Annotated in this window: 22 protein-coding genes; 10 read left to right on the top strand and 12 right to left on the bottom strand. The window is 39.8% G+C overall.

Going from position 1 to position 23,173, the window contains the following annotated elements:
• The 6 genes from B2O97_RS12720 (at position 1) to B2O97_RS12695 (ending at position 5,310) form a co-directional block, all read left to right on the top strand.
• Positions 1 to 1,461, top strand: a complete 1,461-nt coding sequence (locus B2O97_RS12720) for a lipopolysaccharide biosynthesis protein (RefSeq protein ID WP_070561415.1) — start codon at positions 1 to 3, stop codon at positions 1,459 to 1,461.
• Positions 1,462 to 2,334: a glycosyltransferase family 2 protein gene (locus B2O97_RS12715; RefSeq protein WP_115046389.1), complete on the top strand. Its 873-nt coding sequence runs from the start codon at positions 1,462 to 1,464 to the stop codon at positions 2,332 to 2,334.
• A gap of 3 nt (positions 2,335 to 2,337) precedes the next feature.
• Positions 2,338 to 3,252: a glycosyltransferase gene (locus B2O97_RS12710; RefSeq protein ID WP_286710271.1), complete on the top strand. Its 915-nt coding sequence runs from the start codon at positions 2,338 to 2,340 to the stop codon at positions 3,250 to 3,252.
• Between the two features lie 5 nt (positions 3,253 to 3,257).
• A complete protein-coding gene (locus B2O97_RS12705; RefSeq protein WP_070561421.1) occupies positions 3,258 to 4,013 on the top strand; it encodes a glycosyltransferase family 2 protein in 756 nt (251 codons plus the stop codon).
• Positions 4,013 to 4,228 (top strand): DUF3820 family protein, encoded by a 216-nt coding sequence (locus B2O97_RS12700; protein WP_046673143.1) that lies wholly within the window; start codon positions 4,013 to 4,015, stop codon positions 4,226 to 4,228. The genes B2O97_RS12705 and B2O97_RS12700 overlap by 1 nt, the downstream gene beginning before the upstream one ends.
• Before the next feature lie 95 nt (positions 4,229 to 4,323).
• A complete protein-coding gene (locus tag B2O97_RS12695) occupies positions 4,324 to 5,310 on the top strand; it encodes a rhodanese-related sulfurtransferase (protein ID WP_070561516.1) in 987 nt (328 codons plus the stop codon).
• 128 nt (positions 5,311 to 5,438) lie between these two features.
• Here the strand turns inward: B2O97_RS12695 and B2O97_RS12690 are convergent, their stop codons facing one another.
• The 5 genes from B2O97_RS12690 to trmB all read right to left on the bottom strand — a co-directional run bounded on the left by B2O97_RS12690 (position 5,439) and on the right by trmB (position 13,568).
• Positions 5,439 to 6,146, bottom strand: a complete 708-nt coding sequence (locus tag B2O97_RS12690; protein WP_070561423.1) for a DUF937 domain-containing protein — start codon at positions 6,144 to 6,146, stop codon at positions 5,439 to 5,441.
• Positions 6,147 to 6,275: 129 nt separating this feature from the next.
• The gene (locus B2O97_RS12685) at positions 6,276 to 7,538 is read right to left on the bottom strand and encodes a DUF5689 domain-containing protein (RefSeq protein ID WP_139144882.1); all 1,263 of its coding nucleotides are present in this window, start codon (positions 7,536 to 7,538) and stop codon (positions 6,276 to 6,278) included.
• A 3-nt stretch (positions 7,539 to 7,541) separates the two neighbouring features.
• Entirely contained in the window at positions 7,542 to 9,011 is a 1,470-nt protein-coding gene (locus B2O97_RS12680; protein WP_070561428.1) for a SusD/RagB family nutrient-binding outer membrane lipoprotein, read from the bottom strand.
• Positions 9,012 to 9,023: 12 nt separating this feature from the next.
• Positions 9,024 to 12,275, bottom strand: coding sequence for a SusC/RagA family TonB-linked outer membrane protein (locus B2O97_RS12675; RefSeq protein WP_083295772.1), 3,252 nt, complete (start codon positions 12,273 to 12,275; stop codon positions 9,024 to 9,026).
• A 636-nt stretch (positions 12,276 to 12,911) separates the two neighbouring features.
• A complete protein-coding gene (gene trmB, locus B2O97_RS12670; RefSeq protein WP_070561432.1) occupies positions 12,912 to 13,568 on the bottom strand; it encodes a tRNA (guanosine(46)-N7)-methyltransferase TrmB in 657 nt (218 codons plus the stop codon).
• Positions 13,569 to 13,769: 201 nt separating this feature from the next.
• Here trmB and fcl point away from each other — a divergent pair, with 201 nt between their 5' ends.
• Positions 13,770 to 14,711: a GDP-L-fucose synthase gene (gene fcl, locus B2O97_RS12665; protein ID WP_070561434.1), complete on the top strand. Its 942-nt coding sequence runs from the start codon at positions 13,770 to 13,772 to the stop codon at positions 14,709 to 14,711.
• 16 nt (positions 14,712 to 14,727) lie between these two features.
• Here the strand turns inward: fcl and B2O97_RS12660 are convergent, their stop codons facing one another.
• From B2O97_RS12660 to B2O97_RS12650, 3 genes are all read right to left on the bottom strand, one after another.
• Complete coding sequence (locus B2O97_RS12660; RefSeq protein ID WP_070561436.1) at positions 14,728 to 15,231, bottom strand: hypothetical protein; 504 nt, start codon at positions 15,229 to 15,231, stop codon at positions 14,728 to 14,730.
• Positions 15,221 to 15,640 (bottom strand): hypothetical protein, encoded by a 420-nt coding sequence (locus B2O97_RS12655; protein WP_070561438.1) that lies wholly within the window; start codon positions 15,638 to 15,640, stop codon positions 15,221 to 15,223. Before B2O97_RS12655 ends, B2O97_RS12660 begins: the two co-directional genes overlap by 11 nt.
• Before the next feature lie 187 nt (positions 15,641 to 15,827).
• Entirely contained in the window at positions 15,828 to 16,097 is a 270-nt protein-coding gene (locus B2O97_RS12650) for a YtxH domain-containing protein (protein WP_070561440.1), read from the bottom strand.
• A 235-nt stretch (positions 16,098 to 16,332) separates the two neighbouring features.
• Here B2O97_RS12650 and B2O97_RS12645 point away from each other — a divergent pair, with 235 nt between their 5' ends.
• Positions 16,333 to 17,877, top strand: coding sequence for a YifB family Mg chelatase-like AAA ATPase (locus B2O97_RS12645; RefSeq protein ID WP_070561518.1), 1,545 nt, complete (start codon positions 16,333 to 16,335; stop codon positions 17,875 to 17,877).
• On the opposite strand, the gene B2O97_RS12640 is transcribed toward B2O97_RS12645, so the two are convergent.
• Genes B2O97_RS12640 through rsfS form a run of 4 tightly spaced genes read right to left on the bottom strand, consistent with a single transcriptional unit; the run spans position 17,874 to position 21,711 of the window.
• Positions 17,874 to 18,497, bottom strand: a complete 624-nt coding sequence (locus B2O97_RS12640; protein ID WP_286710272.1) for a rhomboid family intramembrane serine protease — start codon at positions 18,495 to 18,497, stop codon at positions 17,874 to 17,876. The two genes, B2O97_RS12645 and B2O97_RS12640, sit on opposite strands and share 4 nt — an antisense overlap.
• 8 nt (positions 18,498 to 18,505) lie before the next feature.
• Positions 18,506 to 19,153: a LutC/YkgG family protein gene (locus B2O97_RS12635; RefSeq protein ID WP_070561445.1), complete on the bottom strand. Its 648-nt coding sequence runs from the start codon at positions 19,151 to 19,153 to the stop codon at positions 18,506 to 18,508.
• 55 nt (positions 19,154 to 19,208) lie between these two features.
• Complete coding sequence (gene ftsH, locus B2O97_RS12630; RefSeq protein ID WP_112375078.1) at positions 19,209 to 21,290, bottom strand: ATP-dependent zinc metalloprotease FtsH; 2,082 nt, start codon at positions 21,288 to 21,290, stop codon at positions 19,209 to 19,211.
• Between the two features lie 46 nt (positions 21,291 to 21,336).
• On the bottom strand, positions 21,337 to 21,711 hold the full coding sequence (rsfS, locus tag B2O97_RS12625; protein ID WP_046673130.1) for a ribosome silencing factor: 375 nt from the start codon (positions 21,709 to 21,711) through the stop codon (positions 21,337 to 21,339).
• A 47-nt stretch (positions 21,712 to 21,758) separates the two neighbouring features.
• Here rsfS and B2O97_RS12620 point away from each other — a divergent pair, with 47 nt between their 5' ends.
• Both B2O97_RS12620 and B2O97_RS12615 read left to right on the top strand, forming a co-directional pair.
• Positions 21,759 to 22,529, top strand: coding sequence for a biotin--[acetyl-CoA-carboxylase] ligase (locus tag B2O97_RS12620; protein WP_083295773.1), 771 nt, complete (start codon positions 21,759 to 21,761; stop codon positions 22,527 to 22,529).
• Between the two features lie 155 nt (positions 22,530 to 22,684).
• The gene (locus tag B2O97_RS12615; protein WP_070561447.1) at positions 22,685 to 23,134 is read left to right on the top strand and encodes a protein-disulfide reductase DsbD domain-containing protein; all 450 of its coding nucleotides are present in this window, start codon (positions 22,685 to 22,687) and stop codon (positions 23,132 to 23,134) included.
• Positions 23,135 to 23,173 lie beyond the last annotated feature (39 nt).

Below are 23,173 nucleotides of genomic sequence, written 5' to 3'. Positions count from 1 at the left end.
ATGTCATCGCAAACGAAAAATGACTCTTTAAAATCAAAAACAACAAAAGGACTGCTATGGGGTGGTATGGCCAGTATCATCCAGCAGTTTTTGGGCTTCGGCTTCGGCATCTTACTAAACCGTAAGCTAACAGCAGAAGACTATGGTTTAGTCGCTATGATCACCATCTTTTCTGTTCTCGCTTCTGCTTTTCAAGAAAGTGGATTTGTGTATGGGATTGTCAATAAAAAAGATGTTGAACATAAAGATTATAACGCGGTATTCTGGACAAGCGTAGGAATTGGAACATTTATTTATATCGTTCTATTTTTTGCAGCTCCTCTTATCGCTTTATACTATAATCAACCAGTACTAGTAGAGCTCAGCAGATTTACCTTTTTGTCCTTTTGGTTAGGTAGTTTTGGTATTGCACACAATGCTTACCTCTTCCGGAATTTAAAAATCAAAGAAAGGGTCATCACGGGAACCTTTGCTCTTATCGCATCAAATATAGTCGGCGTTTATTTAGCCTATAAGGACTATGCTTATTGGGCATACGCGATCCAAATTGTTTCCTATAGTGGTTTCAATATGCTCGGATTCTGGTATTTTTCCAAATTCAGACCTACTTTCCAGTTCGATCTTAAACCTATTCGTGACATTTTAGGATTTAGCAGCAAAATATTGGTCACCAACATTTTTATCAATATCAACAAAAATATATATGCAGCGATCTTAGGCCGGCATTATACCGCTGAAGAACTGGGGTATACCGTGAATCCAAATCGTTGGAGCATCATGGCCCAGAATATATTGACTAATATGGTCAATAATGTGACACAGCCTATTTTAAAAGAAATAGAAGATGATAAGGATAGACAAGTTCGGGTTTTTCGCAAACTGATTTCCTTTACAGCCTTTTTAGCCTTTCCAATGTTATTGGGTTTAACCACGGTAGCACAAGATTTTATTACTATTGCGATCACCGACAAATGGGCGCAAAGCGCCATATTTCTTCAAATATTTTGTATTGGTGCCGCATTTGATTCTGTAAGCAATGTTTTCTCTAACTTAATCATTAGCAAGGGGAAACCTGAAGTTTATATGCGGAATATCATTGTTTTTGGCCTACTCCAAATTGCCATCCTATTTTTCGGCAAATCATTAGGCCTAGAACTGCTCATTGGATTGACCTCGGCATTAAATGCCCTCTGGATATTCGTTTGGTACATATCAGCCAAACCTTATATGAACTATTCATTTCGTTATCTGCTAACAGATATTTTTGCTTATGCACTATTGGCAGCGATAAGCTGCTTAGCAGCACATTATGCCACCGCAGCCATCGCCAACCTCTATCTTCGGTTTGCAAGTACAATTGGAATTGCAGTATGCAGTTATATCATCGTAAATAGAATCTTTAAACCCAGTATTTTGTTGGAATTATACCACTATTTCCTAACAGTTATCCGAAAAAAATAGATGGCCAGGATTCTCACCATAATCGTCTCTTATAATTTTGAGCCTTGGATTCACAAGTGCTTACCCAGCCTATTGGATTCGAGTTACCCAACAGATATTTTAGTTGTCGACAACAACTCGGGGGACAATACAACACAGATCATAAAAGAAAAGTATCCATCAGTAAGACTCATAGAAAGTTCCGAAAATTTGGGTTTTGGAAAGGCCAACAACATTGGACTTGACATCGTTTTGAAAGAAAAGTATGATTATGCATTTTTGGTCAATCAGGACGCCTGGCTGGATCGGGACTGTATTGCCAACTTAGTGAAAGTCAACGCAGACAATATCGGAATTATCTCACCTATTCACTACGATGGAACCGAAACAACACTGGACTATGGTTTTGCTGTCTATACAAAAAACGCCATCATCGAAAATTCTAATCGAATTTGCACGTTCGTCAATGCTGCATTTTGGTTTATCCCCAATCTGGTGATCCGAAAAGTCGGTGGTTTCGCACCGATCTTTTTCCATTATGGAGAAGATAAAGATTATGCCAACCGCATCAAGTACTACGGATTAAGCATTATTCTCGCTGAAGGAGCCAAAGCCTACCACGATAGGCAACAACGTAAAACAGACCGCAAGGCCTTTCTGAAAAGCGAATTTGTCTATCATTTGACAGAATATTGCAATATCAATTATACTTTTGTAAAAGCTTTTTCCATGGCAATATTGGCAAGTCTAAAGAAAATGGCGTCTTCATTTTTTAAAGGTCATGCTTTTGAAGCAAAAAGCTACTTAAACATTGCTTTTAGATTGCTGGGCAAAACAGGAGCAGTTTACCGTACCCGTGTGACCAACAAAAAAGCCTTCAACAAAATCTATTGATAAATGAACAATACTGCTCCAGTCATACTTTTTGTGTACAATCGTCCTGATCATACAATAAGAACACTCTCAGCTTTAGAAAATAATATATTAGCAGACCAGACCACGCTATATATCTATTCGGATGCTGCAAAAAACGAAAAATCTGTTCAGGCAGTTACTGAAGTACGAAAGATTATCAATAAGCAATGGAACTTTAAAGAGGTTATTGTTGTAGAAAGGACAGAAAATTGGGGTTTGGCAGCCAATGTGATCGATGGTGTTACAAAAGTGGTCAATGCCCATGGAAAGATTATTGTTTTGGAAGACGATCTGGAAACTGCGGTGTTTGCACTAGACTATTTCAATCAGGCACTGGAGCGCTATAAAGATCAAGATCGGGTCATGGAGATCAGCGGTTATGGTTATCCGTTAAAAGATTTAGATAAATTGCCGGAGACTTTCTTTTTTCGGGTCGCCAATAGTTGGGGCTGGGCAACCTGGGACCGCGCCTGGCAACATTTCAATCCCAATATTGATGAACTTGTATCGGATTTTACCGCCGACCAAATACACCAATTCAGTATCGAGGGAAAAGAAAACTTCTGGAAGCAAGTGCAAGAATTTAAAGCCGGAAAGATCAACTCTTGGGCCATACGCTGGTACGCTTCTGTATTCAAAAAAAATGGATTAGTTTTGTATCCAAGGAATTCAATGATACAAAATATTGGTAACGATGGATCGGGTACACATACAGCTGCAGAAGCTACGTATCAGGTTACACTAGCGGAAAGTCCTATACGGTATTTTCCGACGGAAATTTCAGAAAACAAGCAAGCTTATGAAGCCATCAAGTATTTCTACGCCCATCGGAAAGGATCTTTATTCAACCGTGGCATCCGATTCCTGAAGAAGAAAATAAATAAATTCAATACATAAAAAACATGTCTGCTCATCCTAAATTTTCGATTATAACTGTCGTTTACAACAATGTGCGTGACATAGAACACACCCTGAAATCTGTTGTCAATCAGAGCTATGGTCATATAGAGTATATTGTCATTGATGGACAATCAACCGACGGAACGTTAGAGATCATCCAAAAATACAAGGATAAAATCGCCGTCATCCTCTCCGAAAAGGATAAGGGTATCTATGATGCCATGAATAAGGGTTTAGCCTTAGCAACAGGCGATTATGTTCTTTTTTTAAATTCTGGAGACGAGATCTATGATCTGAATAGCATTGAGAACCTCGCCAAACTGAGCGATAACGCAGATATTCTTTACGGCGAAACAATCCTCGTGGACGACAACAGGAATATTATTGGTGAACGGCGGCACAAGGTTCCGGCTCATTTCGACTGGAAAAGCTTTCGCTACGGTATGAATATCTGTCATCAGGCGATCTACATCAAGCGGGAAATCGCCGAGCCATACGATCTCAATTATAAATTATGCGCTGATATTGACTGGGTTATCCGTTGTGCCAAAAAGGCAAAAAAAACGGTCAATGCACAGCAATATGTTGCCCGGTATCTTGTTGGCGGGATGTCAAAACAAAGACATCAGGAATCCTTGAAAGAGCGTTTTGCGATATTCAAACGCTACTATGGAGCCATTCCCAATTTATTCAATCATGGCATCATTGCGCTAAAAGCAGTTTGGTACCGTCTCAATTATGGAAAACCTCAAGACTAATGTTGAATCCTGAAATTTTAACCGAACTTGTTACAGTCAAGATGCCATTTGGCAAATACCAGGGATACACCTTATGTAATCTTCCTGAGCCCTATCTCGTGTGGTATAACCAAAAAGGCTTTCCAAAGGGAAAACTAGGCCAGCAGTTAGCAACACTCTATGAAATAAAGCTGAATGGCTTGGAATACCTCCTCGAACCTTTGAAGAAAAGGTGACGAGGGTCATTTTATTCCACTTATTATTTTTCGTAGCTTTGCACTAAATTTATTTTTAGCATTAAACGCCGTTTGCAGCGGTATCAATGAATATCATGACACAATATCAAACTTTGCTGTACTATTGTTACAGCCCTATCGAGGATGCCGAAAAATTCGCATCAGATCATTTAGAATTTTGTAAATCACTGAACTTAGTCGGCCGTATCATTGTAGCTGATGAAGGTCTTAATGGAACTGTTTCGGGTACTGTAGAATCCTGTAAAAGCTATATGGATGCCATTTATGCCGATGGTCGTTTCAATAAAACAGAGTTCAAAATTGACGATGTAGATGAACCATCATTCATTAAAATGCATTGCCGCTACAAAGCCGAAATTGTTCACTCTGGTTTGAGAGATCCAAAAGAAATTGACCCCAACCGTCAAACCGGTGTGCACCTTGAACCGAAGGATTTCTTAGCCATGAAAGACCAAGAGGATGTGGTTGTATTGGATGTACGCTCAAATTACGAGCACAATGTTGGTCATTTTAAAAATGCTGTTACCCTAGATATTGACAATTTCCGCGAGTTTCCGGAGAAAATCAAAGAGCTCGAACAATATAAAGGAAAAAAAATATTAACGTACTGCACAGGCGGTATCAAATGTGAGAAGGCATCTGCTCTCTTGTTAAAAGAAGGCTTCGAGGATGTTTATCAATTACATGGCGGCATTATCAAATACGGAAAGGAAGCAGGTGGTGAAGATTTTGAAGGTCAATGCTACGTCTTTGACAATCGTGTTACTGTCGATGTAAATTCTGTCAACCCATCCGTGGTATCAACTTGTTTTAACTGTGGCAAGCAAACCACTAAAATGATCAACTGCGCCAACCCAACTTGTAATGAACATTTCACACAATGTGATGAGTGCGGCTGGGAGATGGATGGATGCTGTTCGCCAGCATGTAAGGAAAATCCCAATAAACGTGAATATGACGGAACAGGATATTATGTCAAGGTACCTCAACCCGTCAATATTGACAAAATCAGCAAAAGAAAACATAAAAATTTTCCACCGAAAGTATCGGCCGAAGATTAATACAAATTGAACAAACAGAAAGCGGTCGGAAGTGTAGAACTTCCGACCGCTTCCTGTTTAGGATCTGCACCATCTTAGCTTCATCCCATACTAGCTTTTTATCAAGAAAAATAATAACCGAACACAGCTTACTTGCCAAACATACCGGCGATTGAATCAAGAATATTGCCCTTTGCCTGCCCATCGTTATTTTTATCAAAAAAACTGCCTGCCAATCCACCCAACATGTCGGTAACACTACCTCCCGATGCCGGCTGCTCAGTTGCTTGCGCTTGTTCTTCTTGGCTACCGCCTAAGAAAGAGCCTAATATACCACCCAACATACCGCCACCTGCATTTTGTTGTGTTCCACCACCAAGCACAGAGCCGATCAGATCACCAATCCCACCGCCGCTTGAAGCCTGCTTTTGTTGTCCTAGATACCCCATTACTATCGGAGCAAGTGTAGCCAATACTCCGGTGACCTGAGAAGAACTCAAGCCTGCTTTATCTGCTATATGCTGTGTCACGACTTCGGTATTTTGGCCGAACATATGGTTGACAATTTTATTGCCGTCTTCAGAAACATTTTGCTCACCGCCCTGTTCTGCTCCACCCTGTCCAAAGAAATCTCCAATTTTATCGAGTATCCCGCTATTGCTATGCTGGTCAATAGCCTTATCAATATTTTCCGCCTGCCCCTTGTTTTTGGCATTGTAATTCAATGCTGCAATCATCAAAGGAACTGCCGCTGCTACAATCCATTTTGCCTTGGATTCGCTGATACCAGTAATTTTTGAAATAGTCTCTATCGCTTTAGAGCCTACTCCACCTGTAACTAAATCTGTTAAGTTCATAAGTCTTCGTTTATAGTTATATAATGAAGATAACGATTTTTTTTGATGAGTTGAGATAATAGCTGATGATAAAAAAGCCCCATTGGATTACACAATCCAATGGGGCCATTTGAAAATCAATTTTTCAAATTAATAACTTTTATAAATAGCAATATCGTCCAATCCCAACCTTCCGTTATTAATCACATTGTTACTTGTCCCTAATCCAAGTTTGGTAACTCTAAAACGAACCGGCCCCTGAATATTCATTAAGAATACAGCCTGTTTTGAATTCATGCTCTCTGTCGTTGTATGCGCGTCCGAAATAGGCTCGCCTGTTTGCTTCCATGTCGTTCCTCCGTCGGTCGAGTATTCCAACTTGAACGTACACGAACGATCGGTGTAATACGAACCATACCAAAGCGTTACTTTTGAGGCCCCATTCGGCACATCAAAATTCATTTGCACATAACCATCAACACTTAAGTTCTGCTGCATACGGATGGCATTTTTTCCAGAAACGATACGATCACGACCAGCAGTTGTTCCTAGAATAGCCTGATACAGGTTCCATTGCCCCGTTGGAAAGGAGACCGCGTTTTTATCCTTCATATCATAGCTACCTTTCACACTCGCATCTACAGCATCAAAAGTTTCAGGCCAACCTGCATATAACTTACCGCTGGCATAAGCCATATCAGCATAACTCTGCATCCTAACTTGTAGCTTTTCGCCCTCCTTGAATGCAATTCCTCTGAATGATGCACTTGGAGCGATGGACTCCCCAGCAAATGTCGCATTATCTTGTGTATGCAATATAATCTCATTTTTATCACCATCCATTAAGATTTTATCTCCTTTCAACGCTGTCCCAGCTGCGGGTTCAGGTTCAACATCGGCTGTAATATCGATATAGGTTGATTCAAACTCATCAAACTTCGACTTTAGACTGGAAACAGCAACAGGTAATGGGGCAATAGTATTACCAGATGAGTAGACTTTAAGCTGTTGATTATTATCGACTGAAAGAACTAATAAGCCATCTTTTTTAATCAGTTTTGAACCGCTAATATTGATCTGAACCGAATCTCCAAATTTAAATTCAGACGCATTGGGTACCTGAACTAATATTCCACGGCGTTGATTTCGCCAAATATTCTGTACAGCAAGTGTATTTTCTGGTAAATTCTTATTTTCCGCATGCGAAACGACCACTACTTTGATATGTTCTGCCCCTTGTAGCGAAGACGCATTAAGCTGTAAATCGGCATTTTTATATAGACTGCGTAGCGCATACAACGATATTTCAGGATTTAGCGTCCCTATCGATTCATTGACGTTGTCTTTGATACAGCCGGACAGCAATGCTGACATCGCCAACATACTGCATAGTATTGATTTTAACTTTTTCATTGATTAGTTGATTGAAGGTTGCCACCACATTTTTTCATTTATCCCGTCTCCCCCCATACGACTCACAGCATCCTGATAATTTACTTTGTTTAAAGATTGTACAATTGTTGGATAATTTAAACGTACTGGCATTTTCCCTTGATTCAACAAGCCCGGACCTTTGTATAAATCCAATAATTGGGTTCTACGATATTCGTACCACTGTTGGAAATCCGTAAATAGCATCGCATAGTATTTTTGCAAATGCACCTTTTTCAATTTCGCATGATCACTATCTGTGGGCAGCAACTGAACCTTTGCACTGCTTAGGTAAGATGCTGGCGCTGTTAGCCCCCAGTATTCCATAGCCGCGTTCACCCCCTTTAAATAGGCTCCAGGCGCATCAACCTGAGCATACCCTCTCATACCACATTCAGCAATAATAAATTGCAACTCGGCGTAATTCATGATATTCCCCATATGCGAGTCGGCTTTTAGACTTGTTAAAAGCGTTGATTGTTGCTCGGGGACATTTCCTCTCTGGTATCCGGACTGCATACCGCCATATACTCCTAATGTGGCTTCAGTGGCCCAAATTTTTAATCGTGGGTCTGAAAGGTCCAGCAGATTATTGATAAAAAACTCTGAATAGCCTTTGTTTCCATTAAAATCTATGTCACGGCTATTAAAATAAGGATTCATATAAGGCTGTACATTGGTGTAGTATAAAGCAGCCGTTTCTGCATTGCTTTGCATCACCGGATATTCAGCGGCATTCGTTTCTAATATTTCTTTGATCTTTGCAACGGCATTGGTTTCTGACTTATGTGCTATACGTAGCAATAATCGGAGATATAAAGAATTACCAAATTTCTGCCATTTTCCAGGATCTGAATTAAATATAGGATCCATCGCTAAATTGGTCGATTCGACAGCAACCTTACCTTTCAAAAGCGTATTGGCCTCTTCTAATTTTCTAAAGATATCCGCATAAATATCGGACTGTTTATCAAATACAGGAGTTAAATTACTATCACTATACCCTTTATTGCTGTCTGTATAAGGTACATCACCATACATATCAGTTATTAACGAACTCACCCAAGCATCCAATATAAGCGAAATACCCTGGTATGTCTGGTAACCCTTCTGCTGCCCTTCCCCTGCCTTCTGATAAATGTCGCGTATATTCGTCAACTGTACGTACCATCCGGACCAGGTAGATTCCGCTTCTGACGGTCTGATTTCATACCGTTGAATCTCCAATGCATCATTCACCGTTACAGTCACTTGCATAAGCTCGTTGTTGATGCGCATATTCCGTGATAAATTTGTGTTTAACACATTGAGTAAAGCTGGCGCGATGAGACTTTGTGGCGCTGCCGCAGAAATTGCATTTGGATTTGTATTTATTGCGACAAAATCTTTTGTACAGCTCTGTAGTATCCCACAGGCTGCCAACAAAATAAAAGCTTTTCTTATATTCTTTTTCATAATACGCTGGATTTAAAATGAGAATGATAAATTGACACCCATTGTGCGGGTTGAAGGGAACTGGGCAATCTCTGCGCCCTTCTCAATACCGCTTGAATTTAGCGATCCAAACTCTGGGTCAAATGAAGGCCATTTGGTCATGACAAACAGATCTCTTCCGTACACGCCAATTGATGCGCGCTCAATTTTCAAGCGTTCAACAAAAGACTTAGGTAATGTATAGTCAAATCTGACCTCACGAAGCTTTATAAAGTCCGTGGAAAACGTATTTGATTCTATATTATCCCGGTTAAAATGTTTAGCATAATAATCTCCAGCAGACGCAACAACTGTATTCTTGCTGTAGCTTCCATCACTATTCTTCACAACACCATCGCCGATAATACCATTATATCGTCCCGGAATTGTCTTTTTTAATTTTCCCTCTTCCATCAATACGGCATGCGTCAACGAATATCCCACTCCGCCGAATTGACCATCAAATAAGAAATTAAATCTAAATCCTTTGTATTTAAATTCATTCCCCCAACCAAATTTGGTCGTTGCATTTGGATTACCGATATACATGTTCTGTTGGGACAATACAGGAAGTCCATTTTCATAAATAATTTGACCATCCTGATTTCGCTCATATCCGAGTCCATAGATATCACCAAATCGTTTACCAGGTATGGCCACAATTGTTCCTCTACTTCCAAACAACGTGGATAGCACTAATTCTCCTTGCAGATCTGCAGGTATGGAAATAACTTTCGAATCATAGCTCGTAAAATTTCCATACATATTCCAATTTAAGCCATCTTTCTTCTTGATAATATCGCCAGAAAGCGCAATCTCTATCCCCCTATTCCGTACCTCTCCAGCATTCGTAATCTGATTTCTGAAACCGCTTGAAGGATCCAGCGGAGACTCAATAATCTGATCAAATGTCGAGTTTGAATACAGAGTAAGATCTAATCTAAGTCGATCTCTGAACATTCTAAAATCTGTTCCTACTTCATAAGAACGCGTACTTTCGAACGTCAGATTTTCATCTGGAACGGTGGTTGGATTTGTAAGCCCTCCAGTGGTCCCCTCAACACTACGGTAACCATAAGAGTTTAGATAAGCCCGTTTTCCTCCACCTCCGACTTGAGCAATCGATGCTCTGACTTTCCAAAAATTTATCGCTTTTGGCAGGTTTAGCAATTGGGAAATAACAAAACTTGTATTAAGCGAAGGGTATATAAATGGTTTAACTTCATTCCGTTTCGGAGATGCTAATGTACTCGCCCAGTCGATACGATTCGTTGCATCGACAAAAATCATATCCTTATAACTATAATTTAGTAAGGCATATAAGCTATTGGCTGCATATTCCTCGCGGTAAGGTAAATAAACGATTTTTTCCCTCGCATTGGCAAAATTATATTGGTTTGGATAAATAAGACTATTAGCGTAAGCATCATCTTTAATATACTTATTGTGCATCAATGAACCTCCAACCGATGCGCCAAATTTGTGAAGATTGTTCCGTTGATTGTTATATTGCAATAAAAAGTCGGAAGTAATTTCCTGGTTATTGATGGACTGCTCCCGGTAATAGCCATAAGCGTACTTATAGGTATCAAATGGTCTCGATTGTTTGCGTTTATCATAGCTCCAATCGATTCCTGTCCGCACCATCAAATTCAACTCCTTATTGAATTTATAATCGGCCTGTAAATTTCCAATAATATTGTTTTTATCCTGCGCATTGATCATATCATAAGATATGGTTCTTGGATTATCCAACAGGTTTGAAAACGGAGTCATCTGTTCAATTCCTTCCTTTCCTAGAATCCAATTCTGCTCTAGCCAAGCTGCATTCACATTCGGCACAATGCCCCGTACAAAGTACATGTAACTTTGATTGTTATAACCGCTATTTGGTAAATTGTCTGATCCTCTATTATTAAAATTAATTTTTGTTGAAAGACTCAACTTATCCGTAATCTTATTATTGAACTGCATCGCGATGGTATTCCGATTATAGCCCATGTTGGGAATAATCCATTTATTCGTCACATTCGTATAAGAAAACCTTGAGCTGGTCTTTTCTGTGGCACCAGAAATACTGATCGAATTGGTAGACGTGAGCTCCGTTTGGAAAAGATCCTTTCGGTTGTTTTCATAGGGTCTCCATAAAGTCCGCTCTGGAGGTGTCAAACGATAGAAATTAGGATCGTACTGGTAATAATACTGTCCATCAAATTTGGGTCCCCAAGCAGAAGACGTACTTAAAGTACTTGCACCATCCTCTGACTGTCCGTAGGAATAATAAAGATCCTGATCAATCGCACCTTGACCATATTCGTATTGATAATCGGGCCATCTGTTAATTGTCCCAATTGCCGTATTCGAATTAACGGATACACCAATTTTATTTTTAGCCCCTTTTCCCTTTTTTGTGGTAATAATCACCGCGCCATGTGCGCCACGGGAACCATAGAGCGCTGAAGCGCCTGGTCCTTTCAATACTGAAACGGACTCGATATCATCCGGATTAATATCCGCCAATGATGTTCCAAAATCTACAGGAGAATCACTATCCAAATAATTGGAACTACCATTACCGGTCATCCGCGTCCCTCCTCCCATGACAACACCATCCACAACAATCAATGCGGAATTATCGCCCGTAAAAGATGTTTCCCCTCTTAAAATAATCTGATTGGATCCCAATGGCCCCGCACCCGACTTTACCAAATTCAAACCAGCGACTTTTCCTGTTAGAGCATCCGTCCAATTGTTTGAAATTGCATTCGTCAATTCCTCGCCTTTGACCGTGCTTATGGAATAGCCTAATGCCTTCTCTTCTCGCTGTATGCCTAGTGCTGTCACAACGACTTCATTGAGCGCCTCCGATCTCGAACTTAAAAAAATTTTAGCATTCAATTGGGCTGACGAAAAAGTTTGCGTTTCCGCTTCGTAACCGATTAGCTGAAAACGGATTGCTGTCCCTGATTCTACTTCAATATCGAAATTACCATTTCTGTCCGTCGCTCCTTTAACTACACCCGCTGCAAGGATTGATACGGATGCCAAAGGTTCTTTCGTCTGATTATCGACAACTTGCCCTTTTACTCTAATCTTGGTCTGCTTAACTGCATGCACAGCTTGATCAGATCCTAGTGGAGCCGCCATTGCTGTAAAATCCATATTACAGGCAATTGCTAATGCCACAAATAGCACTTTCGAGGAGGAGTGCCTTAGATTAATTTGGATAGGGTTAATACTAAACATAGTTATTGGTGTAAATTGTTAATTTTCAATTTGGCACAAAAATATATTCTTAACAAAAAGTTTGTTTTAACTTAATGTTTTCTTTTTGTTAACAATTGTTTCGAATAGCATTTCCTTTTATCATACTATTACCGTTTTAATAAAATGCTTTGAAGTTCACCCTGAAGGGATTATCATGCATTAGGCACGCTTTTAAGCGATCTTTCTTTGGTTATTTTATATTTACAAATCGAAAATAATTAATAATATTTAAAAAACGAAATAAATCGAAATTATTTAAAAGCCCATATTAAAATAAAAAAAACAAGAATTACTTAGTCTTTTAGGAATTATAAGACCGTCGGAAAGGGCCCGAAAGGAGGATTCTAGGATGTTTTAAGTAAATTTACTCCCCCCTTTAAGTAGCTATTTAGTATTTTACATAACTACTATATCCATGCTAAAACAATACCGTAACTATACTGGAAGTATACGGTAACTTTCATGTAAAACTACGACAAGAGTAAATAACCGTAGACACAGCTGCCAACTGGGGTAAAAAGTGGGTGATCAAAGCTTCAGTATCCGCAATACTGAAGAAAACAAAAAGAGCCCAAACTTTCGTTGGGCTCTTTATTACAATAGAAGCGTTAAGGCTTAAGCCTTCTCGAAACTCCACTTCACATAGTTAATGTTCTTGTCATGCGCCAAATACTTCCGTTCGTAATATGTTTTAATGGATAAAACGTTATCAACCAAGTCTGAATGGTAAAGATCTGTCGTTTCCTTATATTTTTTCAAACCCTGTAAATCGATCTGCTCTAGTGTGTAAGCATAAAAACCGTCATTGTCTGTTTTCAGATTCATCATTCCTTCAGGCTTCATAATGATTTTATAACGTTCCAAAAACTTTGGCCCGGTCAATCGTTTCTTTTCTCGGCTATCTTGCGGTTGCGGATCCGGAAAGGTAATCCAGATCTCATCAATTTCATTTTCAGCAAAATGTTCAAGGATAGTCTCAATTTGTATCCGAAGAAAAGCAACATTCCGAATTCCATCCTCCAAAGCTGTTTTGGCTCCTCGCCAAATACGATTACCTTTAAAATCGATACCGATGAAATTTTTCTCCGGAAACAATCTCGCTAGATTAACAGTATACTCACCTTTACCACAAGCAAGCTCCAAAACAACTGGATTATTGTTACCAAATTGCTTCTCAGCCCATTTTCCTTTATATTCTTTGCCTGCGTCGAGTTGGATTACATTTTCAAAAGTAGCAACTTCAGCAAATTTACGTAGTTTGTCCTTTCCCATTTTTTAATAAATATCCCGCAAAAATAACCTTATATTCCCGCTAAAAAAAATAAATCTGAGAGACAGCACGAATACCGGTAATTACAGAACAATCTGAAGTCCTGTAGCAGACACAGGAATGCATAAATTGCATCCACACGGGCGAATTATATTGCATATAAAAAGCAATTTATCTAAGTTTGCAGGAATCAATAACTTATCGTGGAGAAAGACGCTAAAATTTATATAGCAGGCCATCGTGGAATGGTCGGATCGGCAATTCATCGCAAACTATCGGAGCTTGGGTACAACAACATTGTCACACGCACATCTTCCGAATTAGATCTGCGCAATCAGCAAGCAGTGGCTGATTTTTTCGATCAGGAAAAACCGGACTATGTTTTCTTAGCCGCAGCCAAAGTTGGCGGGATCATGGCGAACAACACCTATCGCGCTGATTTTATCTACGAGAATATGGCTATACAGAATAACGTCATCAAATCTTCCTACGATAATAAGGTTAAAAAATTAATGTTCTTAGGCTCAAGCTGTATCTATCCAAAAATGGCTCCGCAGCCTTTGAATGAAGACATGCTACTCACGGGTACTCTGGAGCCTACAAATGAGCCTTACGCAATTGCTAAAATCGCGGGAATAAAAATGGCGGAAGCTTTCAGGGATCAGTATGGATGCAATTATATCTCCGTTATGCCAACAAATCTTTACGGAATTAACGACAATTACCATCCGCAAAATTCACATGTCTTACCGGCCTTGATCAGAAGATTTCATGAAGCTAAAATCAATCAGCTCCCTGAAGTTATGATCTGGGGAACAGGGACCCCCTTACGGGAATTTCTTTTTTCCGATGACCTGGCAGATGCCTGCGTTTTCTTAATGAATAATTACGACGAGAAACAATTTGTCAACATTGGCATTGGCGAAGATTTAAGCATTAAGGAACTTGCCGAATTGATTAAAGACGTCATTGGTTACCAGGGAACTATTTCCTTCGACAGTTCCAAACCTGACGGAACACCGCGAAAACTCATGGATGTCTCAAAACTACATGCGCTGGGCTGGAAACATCGAGTTAACCTTCGGGAAGGCATTCAACTAGCTTATGCGGATTTTTTGAAGAAAGAAGCAAATGCTTTTGAATAAATCCAACGCGATCGCATTAGTAGGTCTCGCTATAGGAAGGAATTCCGTACTCGTTAACCTCATCCTTGATCACTGCATTTTCAGCTTCCGCAGCTTTATTTTTCTTCTTTTTCTTGGGACGAATAAAGCTCGTTAATTTACCGATGAGGCCGGTGATTTTATCTTGATTGATCTGGCCGACAGCACGCTCTGATAACAGCAACATCAGCGCTTTCTTTAAAACGCCCGTATTTTTTAGGAACAACCTATTCATAACAAAGGGAACCCCAATACGTAAGATCTTCGTTAACCAATCAGAATCTGGATTATTACTTTTGGCAAACATCTGCTGTATAATATTCGCACCCGGGATATTATTTTTTAAGGAATTAAAAAAACGGATGGGGGCCTCTATTTTATTGTTAAGCAATGTAAATTGAGCCTTTAGATATAGCTCCTGCTCATTCTTTAATGTCTTTAAGCGCAATATTTCAGCTTTAAGTTCCTGTAAATTACGTATTTTGGTCTGTTTATTGTTCATTTGTAGCCCTTTCTCTATCAAGTTTTTCTTTATGCAGTTCTTCCTCTTCTTCCTCAATTTCATCGTTCCATTTAGCCAAAAAACGTCGAATGGAGAGATCCATAAATTTTGATTCCAGCATAGGCTCAAAAACGCGGATTAGGATAATGATCACTAAGAAGATACCTGCTGTTGCCAAAAAACCTAATGAATAACTACCCAATAACTCTCCCAGCCAAAAACCTAGTGCTAAGCATAAGAAAAACAGAACAAATAAAGTAAAAATAAGCTTAGTTGCATCTACCACTAAGCTTGCAATTAAACGAGATGATCGTTCAATTGTTTTTAATTTAACAAGTTTAAATTGGGAGTCAATATACTCCTTGGTCTTTTGAAACGTACCACTTAGTGAAAATTTTTCTTCTTCCATGCATCTAAAATTTATTCAGGCTATTTCAGCCCATAACTAAAAAAACGAAAACGCTGTATCTTATAACCGCAACACAGCACTACTCTATACCCATGAAGAGCGCGCAGCTATCGTAAAAACAGCTATCTCGCGAAATAGCCTGATAATATGTACTCTACACCAATTATTCTTTTGAATAATCTGCGAACTATGCATGTTCGATGATATCATCATCCAGCACTTCTTCTGCCTGATTTAACTTCCCTTTTAACGTAGAAACAATCTTCTCTTTGAAATCATTCAACTGATCAAATTGCTCCTCTGCTCTTTCCCGAATAGCATCACTCAAATCGCTTAATGAATCATTTATTTTATCTCTTGTATCCGACCCTTTGTCTGGAGCAAATAAAACTCCCAAAGCTGCACCCGCGGCAAGACCGGCTAATAACGCCAAAGCTACTTTACTTGTGTCATTCATTTCTTTTTCTTTTAAAGTTCTAAATCTATTACGAAGAATCTAGTCCTCGTTAATAATACAATTAACAAAGCAAATCGTTTGCCAAACAATGCTTTTTATCCGTTATTAATAAGGAACTATATTAACAATATAATCATTTTTTTCGGTAATCTTGGATCCTCCATCAATATTTCACCCGACAATTATTAACTTACTCAATTTTTTAGTATCTTTAAATCAGTCGATTATGAAAATTATGCTAAATAAAACCTATTGCAGCGCCGTCTATGGGATAAATGCCTGCACTATTACCGTCGAGGTAATCGTATCTACTGGCCTCCATTATTATATCGTTGGCCTGCCTGACAATGCCGTTAAAGAAAGCTTAAGACGTATCGAAAGTGCCATTAATTCCTGTCAACTTCACATGCCACGCCAAAAGATCGTTGTCAACTTGGCACCCGCAGATATTCGTAAAGAAGGTTCAAGTTACGACCTATCAATTGCAATAGGCATATTAGCATCTTCCGGCCAAATCACAAATATCCGTCTGGAAGACTATCTTATTTTAGGCGAGCTATCATTAGACGGAAGTATTAAGCCCATACGTGGTGTTCTACCAATTGCATTACAGGCGCGCAAAGAAGGGTTTAAAGGAATAATATTACCTAAAGCCAATGCAAAAGAGGCAGCTATCGTCACTGAAATCGATGTTATTGGTGTAGAAAATCTGACCCAAGTAGTGGAATTTCTCAATCATACTGTAACAATCGAGCCTACAAAAGTTAACATACAAACATTTTTTCAGGATGATACGGCCATTTATGACGTCGATTTCTCTGATGTACAAGGACAGGAGAATATCAAACGAGCGCTGGAAATCGCAGCATCTGGTGGACATAACCTTATTTTAATAGGTCCACCAGGAGCAGGAAAAACCATGTTGGCAAAAAGACTACCAACGATCCTTCCCCCACTCAATATGACCGAATCGCTGGAAACGACCAAAATACACTCTGTGTCTGGAAATCTAAAGGCGAAAGACTCCCTCGTCACTGCACGGCCCTTTCGTTCTCCACATCATACAATATCCGATGTGGCCATGGTAGGGGGCGGCTCAAATCCATTGCCGGGTGAAATTTCTTTATCCCACCATGGCGTATTATTCCTTGACGAATTGCCAGAATTCAAACGGAGCGTCCTCGAAGTCATGCGTCAGCCACTTGAATCGCGTCAAATTACGATATCAAGAGCTAAACTTACCGTCGAGTACCCCGCAAGTTTTATGCTCATTGCTGCCATGAATCCCTGCCCCTGTGGTTATTTCAATCACCCCGAGAAAGAATGCATCTGCGGCACTAACACCGTTCAGCGTTATCTAAGCAAAATATCAGGACCACTTTTAGACCGTATAGACCTCCACATCGAAGTCACCCCCGTGCTATTTGATGAATTGAATACAACACGTTCTATAGATGATAGCCGCACGGTACGCCGTCGGGTCATTCAGACACGCGAAATCCAGAAAGAACGTTTTAAATCCTTCCCAGACATCCATTGTAATGCCCAGATGAGTACACAATTGACCCGAGAAATATGTCAGATTGATGAGCCCGGAAGGAAGTTACTTAAAACGGCTATTGAACGTCTGAGCCTATCTGCAAGAGCATACGATAGAATACTCAAAGTTGCTCGAACAATCGCTGATATGGAGCAAAGTAAAATGATCGAAAATCATCATCTCGCCGAAGCGATCCAGTATAGAAATTTAGATCGGGAAACCTGGGGTGGAAAATTTTAAAACTGAGCCAAACAATGCTTAATAACCCAAGGGAAACAGATAATCGTCAAGATCAGACCCGACAATGCGCCAAAGAAATGAGCATCGTGATTTATACCATCTTGCGCTTTTTTTGACGCCCACACACAGTAACCTAAAAACAAAAATGCAAACAGATAAGCCGGCATCGGTATAATCATCATCACACCAATGGTAATTTTCGGATCGAAAAGAATGTAGCTAAACAGAACCGCACAAATCGCACCTGAAGCGCCTAAACTATAGTAACCGGGGTTATTTTTTTGCTGGATGATTGTTGGAATATCGCTCAAGATCAAACTACCGACATAGATTACGGCAAATAAAATATGACCGTATGGACTTGCTTCTGCAAGTATGCGCTCCAAACAAAATGCAAAATAATAGAAGGTAAGCATATTAAACAGCAGATGCCCCCAATCTTTATGCACAAAGCCACTGGTAAGGATGGTATACCATTTTCGATTACGTGCGATACTATACGGATGCAACATCAGTTTACCGTAAAGTTGTTCATGTGAAAACGTATAGATACTGGTAGCGAGCGTAAAAAAGAAAATAATACTCGCAATAGGCATTTCTGTTAGATAATATAATAGCATAGTAATTCCTAGAATCGATCCTCTAAAAGTAAAACGTAAAGTTCTTTTGGTCCGTGTGCACCCAAAACCAATCTTTTCTCAATATCAGCCGTCCTGGAGGGGCCGGTAATTGTCGAAATCATTGTCGGTATTTCCTGACCGTAACGCTTCTGCATATAGGCTAAAGCATCCTTTAGATCCCAAACCAATTGCGAAGCTTTGGCAATGACAATATGAATTGGAGGATATATACTCAACCTGCGTCCTGAAGCATTTGCATTACTCACCATAACACTTCCATTACGTGCAACCAATGCTTCACATGAGGTAATGCTCGCATTTGCTGATTCAAAATCTTCCGCTGTTTTTAAAAAAGGGAAACCATATGGACTGAGTAAATTTTGAACACCTTGTTCCCAAGCGTATATATTTTTGATATTATTCTCCTCGGTCAATAAAATCAGATTTTCAATCAGACCGATCTCGCCATCACAATACAGAAACTTGCCTCCCGCAGCAGTCAATTCGCGAACAAAAACAATATCCACCAACTCATCCTCTTCTTTATAAAGCGGCGTTTCTTTGAAATTGGGATGTGGATTATCGTTTTTCTGTAGTAATGCCTGACGTACCCGTTTTAACATTATCTCTTTCGCTGTTGCGTTCTTCACGTTCATGGCGCAAATATATATAAATGCAGCGCTAGATCACTCTAGCGCTGCAGCATTCAAATTAATTCAAATTATTGGAGGGTGTTTCTGAACTCTGCCCTTCGTTAGATCGCGCTTCGTCCGGATGAACATCCAACGGTAAATCTGTCTGTGGAACTCCACCACCATCAGCACCATTCACAAACTCCTCGTAAGTAGTCTTGGTTTCAAATGGACGTTTACCTAATATCTCTTCCAAGTCCGACTGAAAAAGAATCTCTTTTTCCAATAGCTTTTCTGCTATTTTAATCAAACCCTCACGTTTATCCAGCAATAACTGTTTGGTACGTGCATAGACGTCATTAATTAAGTTACGTACCTCTGCATCAATCAGCTCTGCCGTTTTGTCAGAATACGGCTTTTGGAAAGATGCCTCAGAACTATCTCGGAAGGAAACATTTCCAACTTTATCATTCATACCGTAGATTGCAATCATCGCATAAGAAAGTTGCGTGATACGCTCTAAGTCATTTTGAGCACCTGTTGAAATTCTTCCAAAAGTAATATCTTCAGCGACACGACCACCCATAGTCATACATAAACTGTCTATAAGCTGTTCTGTCGTATATAGGAACTGCTCACGGGGAAGATACTGTGCATAACCCAAAGCAGCGACACCACGTGGTACAATAGACACTTTTACCAAAGGATCGGCGTGCTCTAAAAACCAGCCCGCAATAGCGTGCCCAGCCTCATGATAAGCAACAATACGTTTCTCTTCCGGAGAGATGATTTTGTTTTTCTTCTCAAGACCACCGATCACACGATCAACGGCATCCTGAAAATCCTGCATATCAATCTCGGGTTTATTTTTACGGGCAGCAATAAGGGCTGCTTCGTTACACACGTTGGCAATTTCAGCTCCCGCAAAACCAGGTGTCTGCGCCGATAATTTTTTTGCATCGACCTCAGCCGATAATTTCAACGGCTTTAGATGCACTTTGAAAATTTGCTCACGGCCAATCAAATCCGGTTTATCAATAGAAATTTGACGGTCAAAACGTCCTGGACGCAACAATGCTGTATCCAGTACATCGATACGGTTAGTAGCCGCTAAAATAATAACGCCTGAATCCGTACCGAAACCATCCATCTCCACCAATAATTGGTTCAATGTATTTTCACGCTCGTCATTACCGCCCATCATCGAGTTTTTACCACGAGCACGACCTATAGCGTCAATCTCATCGATAAAAATGATACATGGCGCTTTCTCTTTCGCTTGCTTAAACAAATCGCGAACACGCGATGCACCTACACCCACAAACATTTCGACAAAGTCAGATCCGGATAGCGAGAAAAATGGCACTTGAGCCTCTCCGGCTACAGCTTTAGCCAATAAAGTCTTACCTGTTCCTGGAGGCCCTACAAGCAAAGCGCCTTTCGGAATTTTACCCCCTAGATTGGTATACTTACGTGGATTTTTTAAGAAATCCACAATCTCCATAACTTCTTGTTTCGCTTCTTCAAGACCAGCAACATCATTAAATGTGATATTGATCTGCGATTCTTTATCAAACAACGTCGCCTTGGATTTACCTATATTAAAGATCGCACCGCCACCGCCGCCAGCACCACCGCCCATACGACGCATCAAGAAGATCCAGATTGCAGCCAATACCAACAACGGCAACATAAACGTGATAAACCAGCTTGCCCAAGGGTTGGAACGATCATCATAAGTCAACTGGACCTTTGGTGTACCTGGCGTTAATTCCGCTTGCGATGCAGCTAATTTCTTTTCTAAAACATCGGGAGAGGCATCCTTAAAAATATATTGTGGACCCTTGTCTTCCTGTCCTGATAGACTTGGAAGCGGATCAGCAGCTTTTGTAGCGTCTTTAAAACTTGGGTTATCTTTCCAGCCCTTTTTTAGATAGACCTCCACTTCGACAAGATCATTCTTTTTATAGGCGACGAGACGCTCTACAGCGCCTGTATTCAACATACGTGTCTCAAAATCACTATAGCTAACTTCCTTAGCTGGGCTTTCTCCAAAAACGTACTGTAAGGCAAAAAAACCTAAAAACATGGCAATCATAAGCCACACAAAATTGAATTTTGGCGGTTTCGGGCTTACCTTACTACTCGGGATTTTTTTCATTATATCGTAATTATATTTTCTTTATAAATTTTTTCGTTGAGGACAATTAAGCGCTTTGGAAATGCTGTACTTCTGCATCTCCCCATAAATCCTCGATACCATAATGCGCTCTTTTTTCGGTCTTAAAGATATGTACAACCACATCCACAAAATCCAAAATCAACCATTCACCATTGGATTGTCCTTCTTTATATTGGGGTTCTTGACCAAATGCCTTATAGACTTCTTCTTCGACACTCTTTGCTATCGCATTCACCTGAATGTTAGAATCGGCATGACAAATCACAAAATAATCGGAAACAGAACTGTGAAGATCTCTTAAATCCAAGCGAACGATCTCGTTTGCTTTCTTTTCTTGCATACCATAAACGATAATTTCTGATAGACGTTGGGACAATTCTGAACTTTTATTTTTACTCATTAAAAAATGTGATAGTTTTGACTTAATATTTATTTAATACTTTCAGTTTGCAAAATAACAATATTTCGGGACTTATCATCGGTCAAAATACAATATATCTTGACAAAGTCGCCTCTACAAACGATTATCTCAGGGAATTATTGTCAAATTTCAAGCCACTAGCTGAGGGGACTGCCATTTTAGCAGAAGAACAATTTCAGGGCAAGGGGCAGCGTGGAAGCTCCTGGGTCAGTGAACCAGGGAAAAATCTAACAACATCGATCCTCTTAAAGCCTCATTTCCTGCCCATAGCGGAACAATTTGCGCTTTCCGCCACAATCGCCATTGCAACCGTCAATTGGCTGAAAAGCAAAACCGAGCAGCCTGTAGCCGTGAAATGGCCCAATGATATTTACGTCAATTCAAAGAAAATAACAGGCATTTTAATAGAAAATAAATTAAAAGGCAGTAAAATAGACCACGCAATTATTGGCATTGGTGTAAATATTAATCAAATTAATTTTGACACAGCAACAACAATAACCTCGCTCGCCTGCCTGACCGATCGACAGGATTACAACATCAAGGAACTGGCACAGGAGTTATTCCAAGTGATCCAACAGGAGTACCTGAACCTGTATAAGGAGGGGGCTCAATATCAGTTAAACCGCTACAACGCGTTATTGTTTTGGAGAGGTGAAGAAAGACCATTCCTAGTCGACGGCATCAAAAAAACTGGCATTATTCAACAGGTGTCTAATGACGGGAAGCTACTGGTTCTTTTGGAAGACACCTTGCGCGAATTTGATATCAAAGAAATTACACATCTTATTACTTAATCTTTACAAAAAAAGGATAACCCATTTTAGGATTGTCAAACCTTTGTTCTAAATTTGTCAACAGCGTGATTAAACCTTTATTCACCCGAAGTATCAAAGAACAAGAACACACTGCAATCATTGTAGTGAAAAAGGAAAGAACAAATTAAATTCTGATGAAAAAGTTAATACTGTTAATGACTGTGGTAATTTTTGCAGTTACGGGAGCATTCGCTCAGATTCACAAACCGGTAAAATGGACTGTGGCGAGCAAAAAGTTAAATAACAAAGAAGCTGTAGTTTATGTAAAAGCTACAATCCAAAATGGATGGCACATATATTCACAAAATGTGAAAGATGGTGGCCCAATTCCAACTTCTTTCAACTTTGCTAAAGCGGCAGATTATACATTGGTAGGTAAAACTGCAGAGCCGAAACCAAAAGTAAAACACGAGGATGTATTTAAGATGGATGTTGGTTATTTTACAAACGAGGTAATTTTCCAACAAAAAGTAACTTTAAACAAAGGAACTGCCACCGTTAAAGGCACTGTTGAATGGCAAGCATGTGATGCATCACAATGTCTTCCTCCAGACGAATATGCTTTTGCTGTGACAATCAAATAGTAAAAATGATTCTACACGGATAAATTAATAAGGCGATTC

The sequence above is a fragment of the Sphingobacterium sp. UBA865 genome (genome assembly GCF_002295765.1).
Classification (GTDB): domain Bacteria; phylum Bacteroidota; class Bacteroidia; order Sphingobacteriales; family Sphingobacteriaceae; genus Sphingobacterium; species Sphingobacterium multivorum.
This window is presented reverse-complemented; position numbering and strand designations above follow the sequence as displayed.